15 protein-coding genes and 1 rRNA gene are annotated in these 22454 nt (G+C 59.9%); 9 read left to right on the top strand and 7 right to left on the bottom strand.

Annotation, left to right across the window (positions count from 1 at the left end; translation table 11 throughout):
- Nucleotides 1-54: 54 nt before the first annotated feature.
- From rrf to recD, 4 genes are all read left to right on the top strand, one after another.
- Nucleotides 55-170: ribosomal RNA gene (rrf, locus tag GPL81_RS27355) — 5S ribosomal RNA — on the top strand.
- A 155-nt stretch (nt 171-325) separates the two neighbouring features.
- Entirely contained in the window at nt 326-3778 is a 3453-nt protein-coding gene (gene recC, locus GPL81_RS27350) for an exodeoxyribonuclease V subunit gamma (RefSeq protein WP_160109229.1), read from the top strand.
- Nucleotides 3775-7464, top strand: a complete 3690-nt coding sequence (gene recB, locus GPL81_RS27345) for an exodeoxyribonuclease V subunit beta (protein ID WP_160109228.1) — start codon at nt 3775-3777, stop codon at nt 7462-7464. Before recC ends, recB begins: the two co-directional genes overlap by 4 nt.
- Complete coding sequence (recD, locus tag GPL81_RS27340; RefSeq protein ID WP_160109227.1) at nt 7461-9569, top strand: exodeoxyribonuclease V subunit alpha; 2109 nt, start codon at nt 7461-7463, stop codon at nt 9567-9569. The genes recB and recD overlap by 4 nt, the downstream gene beginning before the upstream one ends.
- 84 nt (nt 9570-9653) lie before the next feature.
- On the opposite strand, the gene GPL81_RS27335 is transcribed toward recD, so the two are convergent.
- Nucleotides 9654-10601, bottom strand: a complete 948-nt coding sequence (locus GPL81_RS27335) for a LysR family transcriptional regulator (protein ID WP_160109226.1) — start codon at nt 10599-10601, stop codon at nt 9654-9656.
- A 161-nt stretch (nt 10602-10762) separates the two neighbouring features.
- On the opposite strand from GPL81_RS27335, the gene GPL81_RS27330 reads away from it, so the two are divergent.
- Nucleotides 10763-12289: a CoA-acylating methylmalonate-semialdehyde dehydrogenase gene (locus GPL81_RS27330; RefSeq protein WP_121104890.1), complete on the top strand. Its 1527-nt coding sequence runs from the start codon at nt 10763-10765 to the stop codon at nt 12287-12289.
- Nucleotides 12290-12299: 10 nt separating this feature from the next.
- On the top strand, nt 12300-13187 hold the full coding sequence (gene mmsB / locus GPL81_RS27325) for a 3-hydroxyisobutyrate dehydrogenase (RefSeq protein ID WP_160109225.1): 888 nt from the start codon (nt 12300-12302) through the stop codon (nt 13185-13187).
- A gap of 184 nt (nt 13188-13371) precedes the next feature.
- Here the strand turns inward: mmsB and gbdR are convergent, their stop codons facing one another.
- The 5 genes from gbdR to GPL81_RS27300 all read right to left on the bottom strand — a co-directional run bounded on the left by gbdR (nt 13372) and on the right by GPL81_RS27300 (nt 19361).
- Complete coding sequence (gene gbdR, locus GPL81_RS27320; RefSeq protein ID WP_160109224.1) at nt 13372-14469, bottom strand: choline metabolism transcriptional regulator GbdR; 1098 nt, start codon at nt 14467-14469, stop codon at nt 13372-13374.
- A 94-nt stretch (nt 14470-14563) separates the two neighbouring features.
- On the bottom strand, nt 14564-15964 hold the full coding sequence (gene gabP / locus GPL81_RS27315) for a GABA permease (RefSeq protein ID WP_160109223.1): 1401 nt from the start codon (nt 15962-15964) through the stop codon (nt 14564-14566).
- Between the two features lie 472 nt (nt 15965-16436).
- Complete coding sequence (locus tag GPL81_RS27310) at nt 16437-16781, bottom strand: cupin domain-containing protein (RefSeq protein WP_007946320.1); 345 nt, start codon at nt 16779-16781, stop codon at nt 16437-16439.
- A 168-nt stretch (nt 16782-16949) separates the two neighbouring features.
- Nucleotides 16950-18353 carry an amino acid permease gene (locus tag GPL81_RS27305; protein WP_096513545.1) on the bottom strand — a complete coding sequence of 468 codons (1404 nt, stop codon included), beginning with the start codon at nt 18351-18353 and terminating at the stop codon, nt 16950-16952.
- A 105-nt stretch (nt 18354-18458) separates the two neighbouring features.
- A complete protein-coding gene (locus tag GPL81_RS27300) occupies nt 18459-19361 on the bottom strand; it encodes a LysR family transcriptional regulator (RefSeq protein ID WP_160109222.1) in 903 nt (300 codons plus the stop codon).
- A gap of 231 nt (nt 19362-19592) precedes the next feature.
- On the opposite strand from GPL81_RS27300, the gene GPL81_RS27295 reads away from it, so the two are divergent.
- Entirely contained in the window at nt 19593-20357 is a 765-nt protein-coding gene (locus GPL81_RS27295) for a sulfite exporter TauE/SafE family protein (RefSeq protein WP_160109221.1), read from the top strand.
- On the opposite strand, the gene GPL81_RS27290 is transcribed toward GPL81_RS27295, so the two are convergent.
- A complete protein-coding gene (locus GPL81_RS27290; protein WP_160109220.1) occupies nt 20347-20661 on the bottom strand; it encodes a putative quinol monooxygenase in 315 nt (104 codons plus the stop codon). The genes GPL81_RS27295 and GPL81_RS27290 overlap by 11 nt on opposite strands.
- A 161-nt stretch (nt 20662-20822) precedes the next feature.
- On the opposite strand from GPL81_RS27290, the gene mdaB reads away from it, so the two are divergent.
- On the top strand, nt 20823-21413 hold the full coding sequence (gene mdaB / locus GPL81_RS27285; protein WP_160109219.1) for an NADPH:quinone oxidoreductase MdaB: 591 nt from the start codon (nt 20823-20825) through the stop codon (nt 21411-21413).
- Nucleotides 21414-21507: 94 nt separating this feature from the next.
- On the top strand, nt 21508-22419 hold the full coding sequence (locus tag GPL81_RS27280) for a LysR family transcriptional regulator (RefSeq protein WP_160109218.1): 912 nt from the start codon (nt 21508-21510) through the stop codon (nt 22417-22419).
- The last annotated feature ends 35 nt before the right edge of the window (nt 22420-22454 follow it).

Here is a 22454-nt window from a genome sequence, read left to right as displayed (position 1 = left end):
CTTACCCAATTTGCTGAAACGCGGCCAGCCGGCCACGCCTCGGTCCCCGAATTTCTTGACGACCATAGAGCATTGGAACCACCTGATCCCATCCCGAACTCAGCAGTGAAACGATGCATCGCCGATGGTAGTGTGGGGTTTCCCCATGTGAGAGTAGGTCATCGTCAAGATTAAATTCCGAAACCCCTATCTGCGTACGCAGGTAGGGGTTTTGTTTTGCCCGCAGGAAAGTTCGTACAGCAGTACCGGACAGGTCCACGCTGTCACAGTCTCCCGACAATGCTAAGGTTCGGCCCTAGCATTTGTATTTTCCAAGGAAGCCTTTATGCCGGACGCGACGTCCCTCAGTGCTGGTTTTATGGTGGTTCACGGCAACCGCCTGGACGAGTTGCGCAGCCTGGTGGTTAGCTGGATGCGGCGTTATCCGCTGGCTCCCCTGGAGGATGAGATCGCGCTGGTACAGAGCAACGGCATTGCACAATGGCTCAAGCTTGCACTGGCCGAAGATGCTGAAGAAGACGACATGGGCGGCTGTGGAATCGCCGCTGCCATTGATGTGCAGTTGCCCGGTAGTTTCATGTGGCAGCTCTATCGCATGGTGCTTGGTCGTGACGAAATTCCGGCGAAGTCCCTGCTCGATAAAGCTCCATTGACCTGGCGTCTGATGCGCCTGCTTCCGCAGCTGATCAATCAACCGCACTTCGAGCCCTTGCAGCGCTTCCTTACCAATGACACCGACCTGCGCAAACGCTATCAGCTCGCTGAGCGGCTGGCGGATCTCTTCGACCAATACCAAGTGTATCGAGCTGACTGGCTCGAAGACTGGGCAGAAGGCCATCATCAGTTACGCAATGGTAGAGGCGAAGCCAAACCGCTGCCGCCAGCGAATTGCTGGCAGGCAGAATTGTGGCGAGCCCTCTTACATGATGTCGGTGAAGAGGGCATGGCGCAGAGCCGTGCGGGCGTCCATCAGCGGTTTATCGAACGTATCAACAACCTCGACGTAGCGCCCAGTGGATTGCCCTCCCGAGTGATCGTGTTCGGGATTTCCTCTCTGCCGGCTCAAGCCCTGGAAGCGTTGGCCGGATTAGCTCGGTTCAGCCAGGTGCTGCTTTGCGTGCATAATCCGTGTCGTCACCATTGGGCGGACATCGTCGCCGATAAAGACCTTTTGCGGCATCAATACAAACGACAGGCCCGCAAAAGCGGCATGCCGGTTGTGCTCGACCCGCAAACCCTTCATCAACATGCCCATCCATTGCTCGCTGCATGGGGCAAGCAGGGGCGCGACTATATAAACTTGCTCGACAGCTATGATGATCCGAATAGCTATCGCTCGGCGTTTCGCGACGGGCGCATCGACTTGTTCAGCGACAGCCTGCCACTGAACATGCTCAATCAGTTGCAGGATGACATCCTTGAGTTGCGGCCACTGAACGAGACTCGCGAGCGTTGGCCAGCAATAGATCCGCATAAAGATCAGTCGATCCGTTTTCACATCGCTCACAGTGCACAACGTGAAGTAGAGATCCTTCACGATCAGTTGCTCGCGCGCTTTAGCGCCGATCCACAATTGCGTCCTCGCGATGTGATAGTGATGGTCCCGGATATCGACAGCTATGCACCGCACATTCGTGCGGTATTTGGTCAACTCGAACGTCATGATCCGCGCTTCATCCCCTTCACCCTGGCTGACCAGGGGCAGCGGGGCCGTGATCCGTTGCTGATCGCCGTCGAGCATCTGCTCAAGTTGCCCGACAGTCGATTCCCTGTCAGCGAAATCCTCGATCTGCTCGACGTTCCGGCGTTACGCGCCCGCTTTGGTGTAGAGGAACGCGACCTGCCGACCCTGCACCGCTGGATTGAAGGCGCAGGCATCCGTTGGGGCATGAATGCCGAACAGCGTGCGGGCCTCGGTTTGCCACAGGCACTGGAGCAAAACAGTTGGCGTTTTGGTCTGCGACGCATGTTGCTTGGTTATGCCGTAGGCAGTGCCAGTGCTTGTGGTGGAATCGAGCCATATGACGAGATCGGTGGTCTGGATGCCGCACTTATCGGCCCATTGGTTGCGCTGCTGGATGCGTTGGAAATTGCCCATCAGGAACTCACGCAGCCGGCATCGCCTCAGCAGTGGAGCGTGCGCTTGCAGGCATTGGTGTCGCTGTTCTTCCTGGCCAGCAACGAACATGACGACTTCTTGCTGACTCAATTGGAAGAATTGCGGGAAGCCTGGCTCGAGAATTGTGAGTCGGTAGGTCTGCAAGACGAACTGTCGCTGACCGTAGTCCGTGAAGCCTGGCTTGCGGGTCTCGATCAGGGACGATTATCCCAACGCTTTCTCGCCGGTGCGGTGAATTTCTGCACCTTGATGCCGATGCGGGCGATTCCCTTCAAACTGGTGTGCTTGCTGGGAATGAACGATGGCGATTACCCGCGTGCACAGCCACCCCTCGATTTCGACCTCATGGGCAGTGACTACCGTCCTGGCGATCGCTCACGGCGCGAAGATGACCGCTACTTGTTGCTGGAAGCGCTGTTGTCGGCACGAGACCAGCTATACATCAGTTGGGTCGGCCGCAGCATTCGCGATAACAGCGAACGCCCTGCTTCGGTGTTGATCGGTCAGCTCCGTGACCATCTGGCCAGCGGTTGGCGATTGACCGGGTCCGACGAAGACCTGCTTGAAGCCATTACTCAGGAACATCCGCTGCAACCTTTCAGCGCTCGTTACTTTCATGAAGGCGATGACCTGTTCAGCTACGCCAACGAGTGGCAGGTGCTTCACCACTTGACCGAGCAAGTGACTGAATGCGAGATCCTTGATCCTCATGTTCAGGAGGAGCCACTGAGTCTCGGTCAACTCCAGGACTTCCTGCGTAACCCGGTGCGGCATTTCTTCACTCAGCGGTTGAAGGTGTTCTTCGAGGCCGCCGAGGTGCCTTTGGCGGATGAAGAGCCCTTTGTACTCGACGCTTTGCAACGCTACAGCCTCAGCGACACTTTGCTTGAAGCTGCGCTGGCTGATGCGGACAACGCCGACCAGGCGCTAGAGGCGCAGGCCCGGCGCCTGCAAAACAGTGGCCTGTTACCCATGGCCGGATTCGGTGAGTGCCTGCAGCGCGAACTGATCGAGCCGTTGCCGGATCTGCTGCAGCGCTATCAGCAGCTTCTGGCTCTGTGGCCAACGCCATTGACCAGCGCTCTGCCGGTGAATCTGGAGTTGCATGACCTGCGTCTTGAAGGTTGGCTCAGTGGCCTGCATCAACGTGCCGATGGTGGCTTGCTGTCCATTACCACGATCCCCAACAGCATCGGTTCGATCAAGTCGCGCAAATGGCATCGCCTGACGCGGCCTTGGGTCAATCATCTCGTCGCTTGCGCCAGTGGTCTGGCGATGACCACGGCTTTGGTGGCCAGTGATGACAGTCTGGTGCTCGCACCAATGGAGGCGGACTCCGCGCAACGGATTCTGGGTGACCTGTTGCTGGCCTGGCAATCGGGTATGCGCCAGCCATTGCCGATCGCGGTCAAGACTGCCTTCGCCTGGCTGGGTCAAACCGAACCGGTCAAAGCCGAAGCGGCGGCTCGCAAGGCTTATGAAGGTGATGGATTGACCACTGATGGAGAACGACGCGAAAGCGTGGCGCTGGCTCGTCAGTTCCCTGATTACGATGCCTTGGTCGCCGACGAGACATTCGTCGATTGGTGCAATGCTCTGTACCGGCCATTGCTTGAAGCCGCTTGGCGTTCGATGTCCAGCGAGGAGGCACGCCCATGACCGGCAAAATACCTTTGGCCCTGGCATTTCCGCTACGCGGCAGCCAACTGATCGAAGCCAGCGCCGGGACTGGCAAGACTTTCACCATTTCTGCGCTGTACCTGCGCCTGGTCCTTGGCCATGGTGGCGAGGACAGTGGCTTCGGGCGCGAGCTGTTGCCTCCGCAAATCCTTGTCGTGACCTTTACCGATGCCGCCACCAAAGAATTGCGTGAGCGAATTCGTACCCGTCTGGCGGAAGCCGCCCGTTTTTTCCGCGAGGAAACACCGGCCCCCGATGGCCTGATTGCCGAACTGCGTGAGCAGTACTTGCCCGAACAATGGTCCGGTTGCGCAAACCGCCTGGACATCGCCGCCCAGTGGATGGATGAAGCGGCGGTTTCGACGATCCACAGTTGGTGCCAGCGCATGCTGCGCGAACACGCATTCGACAGTGGAAGCTTGTTCACCCAGACCCTGGAAACCGATCACAGCGATTTGCTCGGTGAAGTCCTGCGTGACTACTGGCGGCTGTTTTGTTATCCGATGCAAGGCGATGCGCTGAATTGGGTGCGTAACAATTGGGGTGGTCCGGCGGCATTGTTGCCACGGGTTCGTGGGCTGTTTGCCAGCGAGCGGGACAACGTCGAAGGCAAAGAGCCTGCAGAACTGATCACGGTGTGTTTGCAGGAGCGGCGGGCTGCGCTACTGGAGCTCAAGATGCCCTGGCGTCAGTGGGCGGATGAGTTGCTCGCCATCTGCCATGAGGGTGTCACCAGCAAGAGTGTCGACGGCCGCAAGATGCAGCCGCGTTACTTCGAGCCCTGGTTCGAGAAGATCAAAGCCTGGGCCGAGGACGAAACCCTTGAGCAACTGGACATCGGAACCGGCTTCACGCGCCTGACCCCCGACGGCATGGCTGAAGCCTGGAAGAAAGGCGATGCTCCCAATCATCCTGGCCTGGACGCGATGCCTGGCCTGAAGGCCTGTCTTGATGGCTTGCCGACGCCTGACGCTGCCGTTTTAAAACACGCCGCCCATTGGGTGGGTGCGCGCTTCGAGGAAGAAAAACGCCGCCGCGCGGAAATGGGTTTCGACGACATGCTTTTGCGCCTCGATGCTGCCTTGCAAGCCGAGGGTGGCGAGCGATTGGCAAGCTTGATCCGTGAGCAATTTCCAGTGGCGCTGATCGACGAGTTTCAGGATACCGACCCGGTGCAGTACCGGATCTTCGAGAGCATCTATCGCATCGAGGACAACAATCCGGAAAGTGGCCTGTTCCTGATCGGCGACCCGAAGCAGGCGATCTATGCCTTCCGCGGTGCCGACATCTACACCTACCTGCGCGCCCGTCAGGCGACCGCTGGCCGCCTGCATACCCTGGGCACCAACTTCCGTTCGAGTCATGGCATGGTCAACGCCGTAAACCATGTCTTTGAGCGCGCCGAGACTCGTGAGGCCGGACGGGGGGCCTTCCTGTTCCGTGAAAGCAATGGTGATAACCCGGTACCGTTTTTGCCGGTCGAATCCCAGGGCCGCAAAGAGGTTTTGCACATCGACGGTCAGGTGGTGCCCGCGCTGAACATCTGGCACTTGCCCGCCGAGCAGCCGTTGTCCGGTGCGATGTACCGGCAACAACTGGCCGCCGCGTGTGCCAGTGAAATCACCGCATTGCTCAACGGTGGGCAACAAGGTCGTGCGGGGTTCGTACGGGACGGCGAATTCAAAGGCTTGCTGCCGGCGGATATCGCGATCCTGGTCCGCGATGGCAAGGAAGCACAGGCCGTACGTGCCGAGCTTTCCGCCCGGGGAGTGCGCAGCGTTTACCTGTCGGACAAGGATTCGGTGTTCGCCGCCCAGGAAGCTCACGACGTGCTGACCTGGCTCAAGGCCTGCGCCGAGCCGGATGTCGAACGACCACTGCGGGCCGCATTGGCCTGCATCACACTGGATCTGTCGTTGGCGGAGCTGGAACGGCTCAATCAGGACGAACTGGCCTGGGAAGCGCGGGTCATGCAGTTCCGCCGTTATCGAGAGATCTGGCGCAAGCAGGGCGTGTTGCCCATGTTGCGATGCTTGCTGCATGACTTCCAACTGCCACAGGCACTGATTGCACGCAGCGATGGCGAGCGGGTGTTGACCAACCTTTTGCATCTCTGCGAGTTGCTGCAACAGGCGGCCGCCGAACTGGATGGCGAACAGGCTCTGATCCGTCATTTGTCCGAGCATCTGGCGCTGTCCGGCCAGGCCGGCGAAGAGCAGATCCTGCGTCTGGAGAGTGATGAACAACTGGTCAAGGTCGTGACCATCCACAAGTCCAAGGGGCTTGAATATCCCTTGGTGTTCCTGCCGTTCATTTGCTCGGCGAAACCGGTGGATGGCAGTCGGTTGCCGTTGCATTACCACGATGCCACGGGCAAGGCTCAGGTGACCTTGAACCCGACCGCCGAGTTGATTGCTCTGGCCGATGATGAGCGTCTGGCGGAAGACCTGCGCTTGCTCTATGTGGCCCTGACCCGCGCGCAGCATGCCTGCTGGCTGGGGGTGATGGACCTGAAACGCGGCAGTAACAACAGCTCGGTGCTGCACCTGTCGGCGCTGGGTTACCTGCTGGGTGGCGGCGCGGCCTTGACCGAGCCGGCGGGGTTGAGGCGTTGGCTGGAAGACTTGCAGCAGGACTGCCCTGCATTGAGTTACAGCGAAATGCCTGAAGCCACGGGCGAGCACTACCATCCGCCGCAAAACGAAGCAGCATTGCGCTCGCCGCTGGTCCCCAAGCGCAAGGCCAGCGAAAACTGGTGGATCGCCTCCTACAGTGCCTTGCGCATGAGCGACATTCTGAGCATCGGCAGTGACGAGGCGCCGGAGAGCCCGCAGGCGCAGAAGCTCTTCGACGACGAGCGTCTCGATCCGCAGGTGCCTCGGGAAATGGCTGCGGGTGGCGCCGATATCCATCGATTCCCCCGTGGCCCGAACCCCGGCACCTTTCTTCATGGCTTGCTCGAGTGGGCGGGCGACGAAGGTTTTTCTGCCACGCCGCAAACCGTGGAGGACGCCATCGCCCGTCGCTGCAATCGTCGTGGCTGGGAAGGCTGGATCACCACGCTGAGCGATTGGCTGCAGCATCTGCTCAAATCACCGCTGCCTGTGGGAGCTGGCCAAACCCCGGTGATTTTCGAGCGCCTGACCCAATACCAGGTCGAAATGGAATTCTGGTTCGCCAGCCATAAGGTCGATGTACTCAAACTCGATGCGTTGGTACGCGAACATACGCACAATGGAGTTGCCCGAGTGGCCGCCGAGCCAGTGCTGCTCAATGGCATGTTCAAAGGCTTCATCGACCTGACGTTCGAACACGATGGCCGCTACTACGTCGCTGACTACAAATCCAACTGGCTGGGCATTGATGACTCGGCCTACACCGGGCAGGCCATGGAACAGTCGATCCTCGACAACCGTTACGACCTGCAATACGTCTTGTACCTTCTGGCCCTGCATCGTCAGCTCAAGGCGCGGCTTGCCGATTACGACTACGAGCGGCATGTCGGTGGTGCCTTGTACCTGTTCCTTCGCGGTACGCGCGCGCCCAGCCAGGGCGTGTATTTTGCCCGTCCGCCAAGGGAGCTGATCGAGCGACTGGACCGACTGTTTCAGGGGAAAGCAGAACCGAAGGCCGAACCGGCATGGGAACAGGGAGTATTACTATGAGCCGCACCTTCGCCGATTTACTGCCCACCTCGTTGGCCGCTGAAAGCCTGGCGAACCTCGACCCCTTGAATAGTGCCGACGACTTGCTGCTGTTGCTCACGCGCTGGGTCGAGCGTGGCTGGTTGCGGGCGCTGGACAAAGCCTTCGTTGCCTTCCTTCATGAACTGGCACCGGACGATGACCCGCTGGTGTTGCTGGCGGCGGCATTGACCAGTCATCAACTGGGCCACGGGCATGTTTGCCTGGATCTGTTCGAGACATTGAAAGAGCCGGACTTCGCCCTGTCACTGCCACCGGAAGGCGATCTGCACAGTGGCGCGATGTTGCTGCCGTCACAGATGCTGGAGACCCTGGACGGTGCCCATTGGTGCAAGGTGCTGGCTTCGGGCAGCCTGGTCGCATTGGCCGCTGACAGACGTGAGACCGTGCAGCAGCGACCGTTGGTGTTGTCGGGAAAGCGCCTGTACTTGCGGCGCTACTGGGCCTACGAGCGGCGTATCGATCATTCGCTGCGTCAACGCCTGGCCGAACAAGAAGCAGTACCGAGTGATTTGCTCCAGCGCCTTACCGGCTTGTTCGGTGCGGCCAGGCCCGGTGAGGTCATCGATTGGCAGAAACTGGCGTGTGCTCTCGCGACTCGCAGTGCCTTCAGCATCGTCACCGGCGGTCCGGGCACCGGCAAGACCACGACCGTCGTGCGCTTGCTGGCCTTGCTCCAGGCGCCCGCAGTGGAGGCTGGCAAGCCGCTGCGCATTCGTTTGGCCGCGCCGACCGGCAAAGCTGCGGCGCGATTGACGGAATCCATCAGTCAGCAAGTCAGAACCTTGAAAGTCGCTGAAGCCATACGCAACAAGATTCCCTCGGATGTCACCACCGTTCACCGCCTGCTCGGCAGTCGCCCCGGTACGCGACATTTCCGTCACCACGCGGGCAATCGCTTGCCGCTGGATGTATTGGTGGTGGACGAGGCCTCGATGATCGACCTGGAAATGATGGCCAACCTGCTTGATGCCCTGCCGTCTCACGCCCGCCTGGTGTTGCTCGGAGATAAGGACCAGTTGGCTTCGGTGGAGGCCGGTGCGGTGCTCGGCGATTTGTGTCGGGACGCCGAGGCCGGCTGGTACAGCCCGCAGACCCGCCAGTGGCTGGAGGCGGTCAGCGGCGAAAGCCTGGAGGCCAGCGGGTTGCAGGAGGATACCCAAGGCACTCATCCATTGGCGCAACAAGTGGTGATGCTGCGCCACTCGCGACGGTTCGGCGAGGGCAGTGGAATCGGCCAGTTGGCGCGTTGGGTCAATCAGCAGCAGCCCGAAGAGGCGCGCAAGTTGCTGGCGGCTCGAAGCCACGACGATGTGTTTTGCCTGCCCCTCAAGAGTGAACAGGATCGGGCACTGGAGCGTTTGTTGCTTGAAGGTCATGGCGATGGGCCGCAGGGTTATCGGCACTACTTGAGCCTGCTGCGAAACCAGCGGCCTGCTATCGGCACGCCGCTGGACGATTCGCGCTGGATGGAGTGGGCTCGACAAATCCTGCAAGCCTTCGATGCTTTCCAGTTGTTGTGCGCGGTCCGCAAAGGGCCGTGGGGTGTGGAGGGGCTGAACCAGCGAGTGACCGAAGCGTTGCTCAAGGCCCGGCTGATCGACAGCGACCAGCAGTGGTATGAAGGACGACCCGTGCTGATGACGCGCAATGATTATGGTCTGGGCTTGATGAACGGCGATATCGGCATCACGCTCAAGCTGCCCGAACGTGATGGGCCTGAAGCGGGCAAACAAGTGCTTCGGGTGGCGTTCCCGCGCAATGACGGACAGGGCGGGGTACGTTTCGTTCTGCCGAGCAGGCTCAATGATGTCGAAACCGTTTATGCCATGACGGTACACAAATCCCAGGGCTCGGAATTTGCCCATACCGCGCTGATCCTGCCGGATGCCCTGAATCCGGTGCTTACCAAGGAACTGATCTATACCGGGATTACCCGGGCCAAGCACTGGTTCACCTTGATCGAACCGCGTGCCGGCGTATTTGAAGAGGCCGTGCGGCGCAAGGTCAAGCGCTTGAGCGGGTTGATGCTGGAGCTCAAAGAGGACGTTGTTACGGTGGATTGAAATGGCGGCACCCGGCAAAGCGATCTGTCCGAAGTGCCCCTTCTCTGTTTGTTCGCCTGACCTTGCGTTCGTGGTGAGCGCCGACTAATCGGCGAACAGCATTTCTCGGCTTGCGCCCATCAACAGGGCCTGATTCTGTTCAGTCACTTCGCGTATGTAATCCCACAACAGGGTAATCCGCTTGAGCTTGCGCAGGTCCTCCCGGCAGTACATCCAGAACTGTCGGGTGATATTGATTTCGTCCGGCAGCACCGGCAGCAGACGTGGGTCCTGAGCCGCGAGGAAGCAGGGCAGGATCGCCAGTGATCGCCCTTGCTGCGCCGCCACGAACTGGGCGATCACGCTGGTACTGCGCAGATTGGCGCTGGCGCCGGGCAAGACGTTGGCCAGGTACAGCAGTTCCGAGCTGAATGCCAGATCGTCGACATAACTGATGAATGAATGCTTGCCAAGGTCGGCCGGGCGGCGGATGGCCGGGTGTTTGTCCAGGTATTCCTGGGTCGCGTACAGCTGGAGTCGGTAGTCGGTCAGTTTGCAGCAGACGTACGGCCCATGTTCCGGGCGTTCCAGGGCGATAACGATATCCGCCTCGCGCTTGGACAGGCTGATGAAGTGCGGCAGCGGCAGGATGTCCACCGAGATCGCCGGGTAGGCATCCACAAAATGGCTGAGTTGTGGGGTGATGAAGAAACTGCCGAAACCTTCGGTGCAGCCCATGCGCACGTGACCGGACAATGCCACTCCAGACCCTGAAACCTGTTCGCAGGCCATGTGCAGCGTGCTTTCGATCGACTCGGCATAACCCAGCAACCGCTGGCCTTCGGTGGTCAGGACAAAGCCAGTGGTCCGGGACTTCTCGAACAATAACGTGCCCAATGAGGCTTCCAGCGAACTGATGCGTCGGGACACAGTGGTGTAGTCGACTGCCAGGCGCTTGGCTGCGGTGCTGGCTTTGCGGGTCCGGGCGACTTCAAGGAAAAACTTGAGGTCATCCCAGTTCAACGAGCCTAACGAGGTGATGTTTTTTTGCATGTTGGACCGGCTTTTATGTGCGTTCTTATCAGAAGTTTGCACATCTATACTCCAAAAACAGCCCGATAACCAATCGCGGCGCAAGGCTCCTCTCAAGGCGGCTATCCCGCCTTGACTCCCTGATAGCTCTCTTCCACAAGAATAATGCCCAGGAGACCCACATGAACGCACCGATCACATCTAACGAAACCACCGTACAAAAGGTCAAATTATTGATCGATGGCGAGTGGGTCGAATCCAAGACCACCGAATGGCACGACATCGTTAACCCGGCGACCCAGCAAGTGCTGGCCAAAGTGCCATTCGCTACCGCTGAAGAAGTCGACGCAGCGATCAGTGCGGCCCATCGCGCCTTCCAGACCTGGAAGCTGACGCCGATCGGCGCGCGGATGCGCATCATGCTCAAGCTCCAGGCACTGATTCGCGAACACTCCAAGCGCATCGCCGCGGTGCTGAGCGCCGAGCAAGGTAAAACCATTGCCGACGCCGAAGGTGACATTTTCCGTGGCCTGGAAGTGGTTGAGCACGCCTGCTCCATCGGCAGCCTGCAAATGGGTGAGTTCGCTGAAAACGTCGCGGGTGGTGTCGATACCTACACCCTGCGTCAGCCCATCGGCGTGTGTGCCGGCATCACCCCGTTCAACTTCCCGGCGATGATCCCGCTGTGGATGTTCCCGATGGCCATCGCCTGCGGCAACACCTTCGTCCTCAAGCCGTCCGAACAGGACCCGATGTCGACCATGCTGCTGGTGGAGCTGGCCATCGAAGCCGGCATTCCGGCCGGTGTGCTGAACGTCGTGCACGGTGGCAAGGATGTGGTGGACGGGCTCTGCACTCACAAGGACATCAAGGCTGTTTCCTTCGTCGGTTCAACGGCAGTCGGTACTCACGTCTATGACCTGGCCGGCAAACACGGCAAGCGCGTGCAATCGATGATGGGCGCGAAGAACCATGCCGTGGTGCTGCCGGATGCCAATCGCGAACAAGCGCTGAACGCGCTGGTGGGTGCCGGTTTCGGCGCGGCCGGGCAGCGCTGCATGGCCACGTCGGTCGTGGTGTTGGTGGGCGCGGCGAAGCAATGGCTGCCAGACCTGAAGGCGCTGGCGCAGAAACTCAAGGTCAATGCCGGCAGCGAGCCAGGCACCGACGTCGGTCCGGTGATCTCGAAAAAGGCCAAGGCGCGAATTCTCGATCTGATCGAGAGCGGCATCAAGGAAGGCGCGAAACTGGAACTGGACGGTCGCGAGATCACGGTTCCCGGTTACGAGAAAGGCAACTTTGTCGGCCCGACCTTGTTCTCCGGCGTGACCACCGACATGCAGATCTACACCCAGGAAATCTTCGGCCCGGTACTGGTGGTACTGGAAGTCGCCACCCTCGATGAGGCCATTGCCCTGGTCAACGCCAACCCGTTCGGTAACGGCACGGGCCTGTTCACCCAGAGCGGTGCGGCGGCGCGCAAATTCCAGAATGAAATCGACGTCGGCCAGGTGGGTATCAATATCCCGATTCCGGTGCCGGTACCGTTCTTCAGCTTCACCGGTTCCCGTGGTTCCAAACTCGGCGACCTCGGCCCGTATGGCAAGCAAGTGGTGCAGTTCTACACTCAGACCAAGACCGTCACCAGCCGCTGGTTTGATGACGACAGCGTCAACGACGGTGTGAACACCACCATCAACTTGCGTTAAGGAGCCGGACATGAAAATTGCTTTTATCGGTCTGGGCAACATGGGCGCGCCGATGGCGCGCAACCTGATCAAGGCCGGTCACTCGCTCAATCTGGTCGACCTGAACAAAGCCGTGTTGGCGGAGCTGGAACAATTGGGCGGCACCATCAGCCCCTCGGCCCGTGACGCGGCAAAGGGTGCGGAACTGGTGATCACCATGCTGCCGGCCGCCGTGCATGTGCGCAGCGTCTGGCTGGGTGAAGACGGCGTACTCGCCGGTATCGGCAAAGGCGTGCCGGCGGTGGATTGCAGCACCATCGACCCTCAGACCGCCCGCGACGTGGCCGCCGCTGCGGCAAAGCAGGGCGTGGCCATGGCCGATGCACCGGTTTCCGGCGGCACTGGCGGTGCGGCAGCCGGGACGCTGACTTTCATGGTCGGTTGCACCCCGGAACTGTTCGCCACCCTGCAACCGGTGCTCGCGCAGATGGGCCGCAACATCGTCCACTGCGGCGAAGTCGGCACAGGGCAAATTGCCAAGATCTGCAATAACCTGCTGCTGGGGATTTCCATGGTCGGCGTCAGCGAGGCCATGGCCCTGGGCGATGCCCTGGGTATCGACACCAAAGTGCTCGCAGGCATCATCAACAGCTCCACCGGGCGTTGCTGGAGTTCGGAGATGTACAACCCGTGGCCGGGCATCGTCGAAACGGCACCGGCTTCGCGCGGCTATACCGGTGGTTTCGGTGCCGAATTGATGCTCAAGGATCTGGGCCTGGCCACGGAAGCAGCACGTCAGGCGCACCAACCGGTGGTGCTTGGCGCGGTAGCCCAGCAGTTGTATCAGGCGATGAGTCTGCGTGGGGAAGGCGGCAGCGACTTCTCGGCGATCATCAATAGCTATCGCAAACCGCAATAACTAACGGAAAACCTGTAGGAGCGAGCCTGCTCGCGATGGGGCCGGCACATTCAACATTGATGGTGATTGACCTACCGCCATCGCGAGCAGGCTCGCTCCTACAGGTAGAGCATTTGCGCATCGACATTTACCGGGAGATCACGTCGGGTGATCTCCCGGCTTTTTTATGTCTGAAAGATCTCGCTCAGGTTCGTTCGCTCATCCGCACACTGGCAAAGGTCGATTCATTTCTCGCCTGCTCCAGGGCCGTCAGCGGCCGAGTCGATGCCTGCCCGGCAATGGCAAGAACCGCCGGCTTGCGACTTATTTCCGAGCCTGAGCGCTCATCGCTCGGTGGAACGCCGAAGTGCTCGCGATAGCATTTGGAAAAGTGTGGCGTGGACACGAAACCGCAGACCGTCGCCAGCTCAATGAGCGACATCGACGTTTGCTTGAGCAATTGCCGCGCGCGGATCAGGCGCAATCTGAGGTAGTAACGCGATGGCGTACAGTTCAGGTATTTCTGGAACAGCCGCTCCAACTGTCGACGTGACAGATCCACATAATCGGCCAGGTTATCCAGGTCGATTGGCTCCTCGAGGTTGGCCTCCATCAACGCGACGATTTCTTGCAGCTTGGGCTGATGCGTGCCCAGTACGTGCTTGAGCGGTACGCGCTGATGGTCCTGCTCATTGCGTATGCGCTCGTAGACAAACATCTCCGAAATGGCGGCCGACAACTCACGGCCATGGTCGCGACCGATCAGGTGCAGCATCATGTCCATCGGCGCGGTCCCGCCGGAGCTCGTGAACCGGTTGCGGTCGAGGGTAAACAGGCTCGCACTCATGCTGACCCGCGGAAAAGCTTCCTGCATGGCTGCCAGAAATTCCCAATGCACACTGCATTCGTATCCGTCGAGCAGGCCGGCCTTGGCCAGTGCCCAGCTACCGGTACATATACCCCCCAGACGCCTGGATTGACGCGCCAGGGCTTTGAGCCAGGTGATGTGCTCGCGGGTGACCACGCTCTGGATACCTACGCCACCGCAGACGATCACCGTGTCTGCCACCCACGGCTTGTCCCAGGAAGCATCGGGGGTGATCGGCACGCCGTCACTCGCCCAGACGGGCTGGCCACCGGAGCTGAAGGTATGCCAGCGATACAACTCCTGCCCCGATAGCTGATTGGCCATGCGCAAGGGTTCCACGGCGGAGGCCAGGGAAATCAGGGTGAATTGATCCAGCAGCAGAAAACCGACGCATTGGGTCGGCTTGCCGTCCAACGGGGTGGACCTTGATGACATCGTGGCCATGTCCTTACGAAAAGCGATGACGGCCAGCGGCACGGTAGCGTGGAACGCCATGCCGCTGGTATGCGCAGCCGATATCTCTCCCGGGTTATCCCACGGACGTCGCCCTTGCAGGCTGCGCAGGATGGCGCGAGGTGACCAGGCCGATAAACGAAATTGCCAGTGCCAGGCCGATGGTCGTCGTCACTTCGGTACGGTGTTGCGGCGAGACCATCATCACTACCAGCGCAGCGCAAATGAACACGATCACCAACCATGTCAGCCAAGGGAACAGCCACATGCGGAAAGTCAGTTCGACGTTCTGTCGACGCAACATCCGGCGCATGCGCAACTGCGACACGGCAATGGCCAGGTACACCACCAAGGCAATCGCGCCGGAACTGGCCAGCAGGAACTCAAACAACCCGGCGGGCATGAAGTAGCTCCAAACGGTAATCGCCGCACCCAGCACGGTACTGGCGATGACCGCCGCCCGTGGCACGCCTTCGGAGGAGGTCGCCTTCAACGCTTTCGGCGCATCGCCGCGACGTCCCAGCGAGTACAGCATGCGCGAAGCGATGTAGATCGAGGAGTTCATGCAGCTGGCCACGGCAATCAGCACTACCACGTCCACCATGAACTTGGCGTGGGGAATGTTCATGATTTCCAGCGCTCGCTGGTAGGACCCCACCTCGGCCAGCAGCGGATCGTTCCAGGGCACCACGGAGATGACCACGAAAATCGACAACAGATAGAACACGCCGATGCGCCAGATCACCGAACGTGTGGCCTTGGCGATGTTCTGCGAAGGATTGTCGGATTCGGCGGCGGCAATGGTGACCGCCTCCGTACCGATAAAACTGAACATGATGGTGATGAAGGCGCCGACGACCGCCGACAGGCCATTGGGAGCGAACCCGCCGTGTTCGGCCATCAGGCCGCTCAAGCCGCTGACTTGCCGATCGGGAATCCAGCCCATCAACACCGCGAACCCCACGCCGATGAAACCAATGATTGCCACGACCTTGGCCATGGCGAACCAGAATTCGAATTCGCCGTACTTGGAGACACTGAACAGGTTGGTGATCACCAACGCAATGATCGACAGCAGGGCGAACAGCCAGGCATCGATCTGGGGAAACCATTGGTTCAGCACATGACCGGCGGCCAGCGCTTCGATCGGGATCACCAGCACCCAAAACCACCAATAGAGCCACCCGATGGTGAAGCCCGCCCAACGGCCGATGGCCTGGTCGGCATAAGTGGAGAACGAACCGGTGTCGGGATTGGCCACCGCCATTTCACCGAGCATGCGCATGACCAGCACGACTAGCAGGCCCGAGAACAGATAGGCCAGCAATACGGCGGGGCCAGCGGCCGCAATGGCATGCCCAGAGCCTACGAACAAACCGGCGCCGATAATCCCGGCGATAGACAACATGGTGACATGACGAGGCTTGAAGCCCTGCGCCAATTGGCCAGTGGAATCCTTTGAGCTCGGGCTAATCATTATTTTTCTTCTCTGGTGAACGACATTTGAGCGTGCTGATGGGGGCGGGATAGTGTCACGGTTGCCGGATGCCCTTTCTGAACGCCGCGCTCTCCAGGCGCCGCCATTCTTGTCAGACCCATCATCGCGATGAGGTTAAATCGGTGAAAAGCAGCGCCACCTTACCCGGCTTGTCCGACAATCCAGTTTCCTGATTGCGCCACCTCGGTGTCTGATATCGACACGGGAAAACTTTGTGTTCGTTATTAGAACCAGTGGGTCACTGAGTGGCAAAAAGCAATCGCCGTGTTTTTCGAGCGTTCAGCCGATTGTTGCGGCGAAGTGTTTAGCGCGGGTGTCTGGAGCGTGAAGGGAATGTTCGGGAGGTGAGGCGAGTGCGTCTATGGAGGGTGTATCGCGCACCGAGTCGCTACTCGAGTAACGACTCGTTGCGGGTGTCGCTTTTGTAATCAGGTGTCGTTTTGCGCAGGGATCAGGCGAACACAAAATACTTGCGCACGGTTTCCACCACTTCCCAGGTGCCTTTCATCCCCGGTTCGATGACGAAAATGTCGCCGGCGCGCAGGTGGATCGGCTCTTTGCCTTCCGGGGTGATGATGCAGTAGCCCTCGCGGAAATCGCAGTACTCCCACTTCACGTATTCCACGTACCACTTGCCCGGCGTGCAGATCCAGGTGCCCATGATCTTGCTGCCGTCTTCGCTGGTGTAGGCGTTGAGATTGACGGTGTGCGGGTCGCCTTCGAGTTTTTCCCATTTGCAGGCGTCGAGTACGGGCAGCGGGTGGGTGTCGCGAAGAACGGTAATCGGTGCGGTCATGATGACTCCGGGCGTTGGTGGAGAGCTGAAGCCGCACCCTATCGGGCTTGGCCCGGCATCAGTTGTCTGTGCTCGACACTGAGGTATCCAGAAACGCTCGATCATTTGCGCACCCCATGAAAAACGCCCCGGTATTCATCGAATGCCGGGGCGTTTTATTTTGCGGGGTTACTGAGCCACTGGCAGGTTTCGATGCCGGGCCATGCGCAACCGGTAGCAACCGTAGATGAGCAACACCCATACCGGCATGGCGTATACCGAGGCGCGTACCGGCGGAATCATCCAGATGACGCAGATGATCACGGCCATGAACGCCAGGCACAGGTAGTTGGTGTACGGCGACCAGAACGCCTTGAAGCCGGGCACGATGCCGCGCTGGCCCATGGCCTTGCGAAACTTCAGGTGCGTCAGGCTGATCAGCGCCCAGTTGATCATCAACGAAGCGACCACCAGGGCGAACAGCAACTCCAGCGCTTCGTGCGGGGCGATGAAGTTGACCAGTACAACCAGCATCGTGATCAGCGCCGATACGCCCAGCGCCAGCAACGGCACGCCTTGCTTGTTCAGTTTCATCAGCACCTTGGGCGCGTCGCCTTGCTCGGCCAGACCGTAGAGCATGCGGCTGTTGCAGTAGACGCCACTGTTGTAGACCGACAGTGCCGCGGTGAGCACCACAAAATTGAGGATTTGCGCGGCGGTGTCGCTGCCGATCAAGGCGAAAATCTGCACGAACGGGCTGCCGCTGTAGGCATCGCCCGAAGCACCCAGGGTTTGCAGCAGTTGGTCCCACGGATACAGCGACAGCAGTACAGTGAGTGCGCCGACGTAGAAGATCAGCACCCGGTAAACCACCTGGTTGATGGCTTTGGGAATGACTTTTCTCGGTTCGCTGGCTTCAGCAGCGGTGATGCCGACCAGTTCCAGGCCGCCAAAGGAGAACATGATGAACGCCATCGCCATCAGCAGGCCGCTGTAACCGTTGGGGAAGAACCCGCCGTGGTCCCACAGGTTGCTCACCGACGCTTGTGGGCCGCCGGTGCCGCTGAACAGCATGTAGCAGCCCAGGACGATCATGCCGATGATGGCCACGACCTTGATGATCGCGAACCAGAATTCCATTTCACCGAACACTTTGACGTTCAGCGTGTTGATCAGGTTGACCAGCACGAAGAACACCGCGGCGCTGACCCAGGTCGGCACCTCTGGCCACCAGAACTGCACGTACTTGCCGACGGCCGTCAGCTCGGCCATGCCCACCAGCACATAGAGCACCCAGTAGTTCCAGCCGGACAGGAAGCCGGCGAAGCCGCCCCAGTAGTTATGGGCAAAGTGGCTGAAGGAGCCGGCGACCGGTTCCTCGACAATCATCTCGCCGAGCTGGCGCATGATCAGGAACGCGATGAAACCGGCAATCGCGTAGCCGAGGATCATCGACGGTCCGGCGGACTTGAGCACGCCGGCGGAGCCCAGGAACAGTCCCGTACCAATGGCTCCACCCAGGGCGATCAGTTGAATATGTCGATTTTTCAGCCCCCGCTTGAGCGTCCCCTGTTGCACTATTTCATCCGCCATCTGGTTCCCTTCTGGTTGTTGTGGCCAGGCCTGATTTCAAAGGTCGAATATTACTCTGGCTCACCTCTTCGTCATACCGCCGCACGTTGCCTTGAACGCAGGTTTTCACGGGGTTTCACTGCTGTTTGCAGTATGTAGCGCCTGGAACAAGGCTTTGGCATAGCCAGGCAGGTGATCGAACGAGCGTGCGCACAACAGCAGTTTGCGCTGTGCCCATGGCTCTTTCAGCGCGAAGCTCTTCAAGGATTGATCGACTGTCCAGCGTCGCAAGGCGGCCAACGGCACAATGCCGAGCCCGGCGCCGTGAGCGACCATGCGCATCACCGCATCGAAGCCTTCGGCACGGATGCGGATCTGCATGCGCAGGCCTGCGTGCAGGGCCTGTTCTTCCAGGTACACCGCCAAGGCGCTGTTGGCGGTCAGACCGACGAAGTGATGCTGCAAGGTATCGGTGAAGCTCGGCGCTTCGCCTTCACCCAAAGGGTGCCCGGGCGGCATGATCAACACCAGCGGATCGTCGCGAAAGGGCAAGGTGTCGAGGGTGTGGGTGTCGACTGCATCAGAGACGATCCCCAGGTCCGCCGCACCCTGGCGCAAGGCGTGGGTGATGCGCGCACTGGGCAGTTCCTGCAGATCGATGTCGAGGTTGGGGTGGTCGCGCAGGAAATCGGCGAGCACTTCCGGCAGGTACTCGGTGATTGCCGTGGTGTTGCACAGCAATCGCACCTGGCCTTTGACGCCGTTGGCGTATTCGGCGAGGTCCTGCTGCATGCGCTCGGCGTGCTGCAGCAGGGTGCGGGCGTGCTGGGCCAGGGCCTTGCCGGCAGGTGTCGGCGTGACGCCGCGCCGCCCGCGTTCGAGGAAGTCGAGACCCAATGAGGCTTCCATGGCCCGGATGCGTGCACTGGCGGCTGCCAGGGACAAATGGCTGCGGACGGCGCCGGCGGTGATGTTGCCGGTGTCGAGGATGTTCAGGTAGAGGCGCAGGTCGGTGAGGTCGAAGTGCATCGGGGCAATCCTGGGATGTGTGTTGTCAGTGCGTACGCCATCGCGGGCAAGCCTTGCTCCCACAGGATTGATGTTGATCGCGGGATCCCGGCACAACTCGGGCCTGTGGGAGCAAGGCTTGCCCGCGATGGCGTCGGTTGCCTCACTCATAATGCAGCCTCTTGTTTTGACAGAGGCACCCTCAGTATATGGCAGATTTTCAACCGACCCTACCGGGCTCACCATAGCCCCATGAATACATTCGCCGCGTTCTACCAAAACCTCGGTCTAGCCCTTTCAATACTGGTCATCGGCACCTTTCTGCTGGCCGGCATGATCAAGGGCGTGATCGGTCTCGGCCTGCCGACCATCGCCATGGGCTTGCTCGGTCTGGCTATGGCACCGTCGCAGGCTGCGGCGCTGTTGATCATTCCGGCAACGCTGACCAATGTCTGGCAACTGGCATTCGGTGGTCATTTGCTCGGGCTGATCAAACGGCTGTGGCCGATGTTGTTGGCCATTTTCATCGGCACCGGTGCGGGCACCCTGTGGATCGGCATGGCAGGTGGGCACTGGGTGGTGCGGGGATTGGGGGCGGCGTTGTTGCTCTATGCATTGAGCGGGCTGTTCCTGCGGACCTTGCGTGTCAGTGGGCGCAACGAAGCCTGGCTCGGTCCGTTGTGCGGGGGACTGACCGGTGTGATCACCTCGGCCACCGGCGTATTCGTGATTCCCGCGGTGCCGTACCTCCAGGCGCTGGGTTTGAGCAGGGATGAACTGGTGCAGGCGCTGGGATTGTCGTTCACCGTCTCGACCCTGGCCCTGGCCGGCGGGTTGTTATGGCGCGGCGCCCTCGGCGGTGGCGAGTTGAGCGCGTCGTTGCTGGCGCTGATCCCGGCGGTGCTCGGCATGTGGCTGGGGCCGTGGTTGCGCCAGCGGATCAGCGCCGTGTTGTTCAAGCGTGTGTTCTTCATCGGCCTGGGATTACTCGGTGGCCATTTGTTGATCAGCGGCTAGCGGACGACGCGCTGATCATCTCGATGGCGCGGATCTCGAAATCCCGCTCCAGGTAATCATCGCGCTGCTCAAGAAACTGCTTCATGTGCGGCAGGTTCGAATGCACATCGAGGTGGGCCTGGGACTGCCAGATCTCGTAAAAGATAAACAGGGTCGGGTCCTGTTTGTCGCGCAGCATGTGGTACTCGATGCAACCCGGTTCGGCACGACTCGCTTCCACATGACGACTGAAAAACGCTTCGAAGGCGTCGGATTTTTCCGGGCGGGTCTTGGCGTGCAGGATGAAGCCTTGCAGTTCACTCATGAACATTTCTCCTCAAGTCAGAATTGGCCGCAGTCTAAGACAACAATCCCCTCTTGATTCGTGCGTATGGGTCAAATGATTTTTGCCCCACTAGTGCTTATTCCGCGCGAGGACGATCGTTACGCTGCCGCCATCAATTTCTGACCTTCCCGAGACCTCTCATGAAAAAAGTTCTGTTGCTCAATGGCGGCAAAAAATTCGCTCACTCCGATGGCCGCTACAACGCCACCCTGCATGAAGCCGCGTTGAGCGTGCTGGACCGTGGCGGCTTGGACGTCAAAGCTACCTTCATCGACGAGGGTTACGACGTCGCTGAAGAAGTCGCCAAATTCCTCTGGGCCGACGTGATCATTTACCAGATGCCTGGCTGGTGGATGGGCGCGCCGTGGACCGTCAAGAAATACATCGACGAAGTCTTCACCGAAGGTCATGGCAGCCTCTACGCCAGCGACGGCCGCACCCGTTCCGACGCCTCGCAGAAATACGGCAGCGGCGGCCTGATTCAGGGCAAGCAGTACATGCTGTCGTTGACCTGGAACGCACCGCAGCAAGCCTTCGACGACCCGACCGACTTCTTCGAAGCCAAAGGTGTGGACGCGGTGTACTTCCCATTCCACAAGGCCAACGAATTCCTCGGCATGACCGGTTTGCCGACGTTCCTCTGCGTGGATGTGATGAAACGCCCGAACATCGAAAGCGATGTGGTGCGTTATGAGCAGCATTTGGCCGAGGTGTTTGGCCTTAAGGCGTAACGCTCGGCTACTATCGAAAGCGTGACCCATACCTGTGGGGGCAAGCCTTGCTCCCACAAAAAAGCCGTCGCTGAATTTTCGATAAGGAAAGCAGGTGAAAGCCAGATCCGATGAGTTGCAGATTTTCGTCTGCGTGATTGAGTGTGGGTCGATTTCGGCGGCGGCCGAGCAGGTCGGGCAAACGCCGTCGGCGGTCAGCCGCACGCTGTCGCGGCTGGAGGCCAAGCTCGATACGACGTTGATCAATCGCACCACGCGGCGCATGGACCTCACCGAGGAAGGCAAGTATTTCTTCGAGCACGCCAAGCTGATACTTGATCAAATGGACGAACTCGAAGAGCGCTTGTCCTCCCGCCAGCAAACGCCGTCCGGGCGCTTGCGCATCAATGCGGCATCGCCGTTCATGCTGCACGCCATCGTGCCCTACATCGATGAGTTCCGCGGGCTCTACCCCGATATTCAGCTCGAACTCAACAGCAACGACCTGATCATCGACCTGCTCGAACAAAGCACCGACATCGCCATCCGCATTGGCACGCTGACGGACTCGACCCTGCACGCCCGCTCCCTGGGCTGCAGTCCGTTGCACATCGTCGCCAGCCCGGCGTACCTGGAAAAGCACGGCACACCGACGGCGGTGGCGGATCTGTCCGGCCATTCGCTGCTGGGCTTCACGCATAACGAAGGCCTCAACCAATGGCCGCTGCGCCATGTGCAGGGTGATCGCTGGCCGATCCAGGCGTCGCTCGGTGCCTCCAGCGGCGAGACCATCCGCCACCTGGCGCTGGAGGGCCAGGGCATCGCCAGCCTGTCGCACTACATGACCATCGAAGACATTCGTGCCGGACGCTTGAAAGTGTTGCTGGCGGAGTTCAACAGTGGTTATCGCCAGCCCATCAACGCCGTGTACTACCGCAACTCGCAATTGGCGCTACGAATCCAGTGTTTCCTCGACTTCATCCAGGGCAAGTTGGCGCTTTATGCGAACTCGGATTTCAAGGACTGATTCGTGATCCCTGCGCAAGAGTGAATTGGGTCAGC

The organism is Pseudomonas izuensis (assembly GCF_009861505.1).
GTDB classification, from domain to species: Bacteria; Pseudomonadota; Gammaproteobacteria; order Pseudomonadales; family Pseudomonadaceae; genus Aquipseudomonas; species Aquipseudomonas izuensis.
Note: the sequence above shows the minus strand (reverse complement) of the source record. Positions and strands in the feature narration are given on the sequence as shown.

Bases quoted from the DNA above. Each gene is read 5' to 3' on its own strand.
- recC (WP_160109229.1), top strand. From the start codon at position 326: ATGCCGGACGCGACGTCCCTCAGTGCTGGTTTTATGGTGGTTCACGGC.
- recB (WP_160109228.1), top strand. From the start codon at position 3,775: ATGACCGGCAAAATACCTTTGGCCCTGGCATTTCCGCTACGCGGCAGC.
- recD (WP_160109227.1), top strand. From the start codon at position 7,461: ATGAGCCGCACCTTCGCCGATTTACTGCCCACCTCGTTGGCCGCTGAA.
- GPL81_RS27335 (WP_160109226.1), bottom strand. From the start codon at position 10,601: ATGCAAAAAAACATCACCTCGTTAGGCTCGTTGAACTGGGATGACCTC.
- GPL81_RS27330 (WP_121104890.1), top strand. From the start codon at position 10,763: ATGAACGCACCGATCACATCTAACGAAACCACCGTACAAAAGGTCAAA.
- mmsB (WP_160109225.1), top strand. From the start codon at position 12,300: ATGAAAATTGCTTTTATCGGTCTGGGCAACATGGGCGCGCCGATGGCG.
- gbdR (WP_160109224.1), bottom strand. From the start codon at position 14,469: ATGTCATCAAGGTCCACCCCGTTGGACGGCAAGCCGACCCAATGCGTC.
- gabP (WP_160109223.1), bottom strand. From the start codon at position 15,964: ATGATTAGCCCGAGCTCAAAGGATTCCACTGGCCAATTGGCGCAGGGC.
- GPL81_RS27310 (WP_007946320.1), bottom strand. From the start codon at position 16,781: ATGACCGCACCGATTACCGTTCTTCGCGACACCCACCCGCTGCCCGTA.
- GPL81_RS27305 (WP_096513545.1), bottom strand. From the start codon at position 18,353: ATGGCGGATGAAATAGTGCAACAGGGGACGCTCAAGCGGGGGCTGAAA.
- GPL81_RS27300 (WP_160109222.1), bottom strand. From the start codon at position 19,361: ATGCACTTCGACCTCACCGACCTGCGCCTCTACCTGAACATCCTCGAC.
- GPL81_RS27295 (WP_160109221.1), top strand. From the start codon at position 19,593: ATGAATACATTCGCCGCGTTCTACCAAAACCTCGGTCTAGCCCTTTCA.
- GPL81_RS27290 (WP_160109220.1), bottom strand. From the start codon at position 20,661: ATGAGTGAACTGCAAGGCTTCATCCTGCACGCCAAGACCCGCCCGGAA.
- mdaB (WP_160109219.1), top strand. From the start codon at position 20,823: ATGAAAAAAGTTCTGTTGCTCAATGGCGGCAAAAAATTCGCTCACTCC.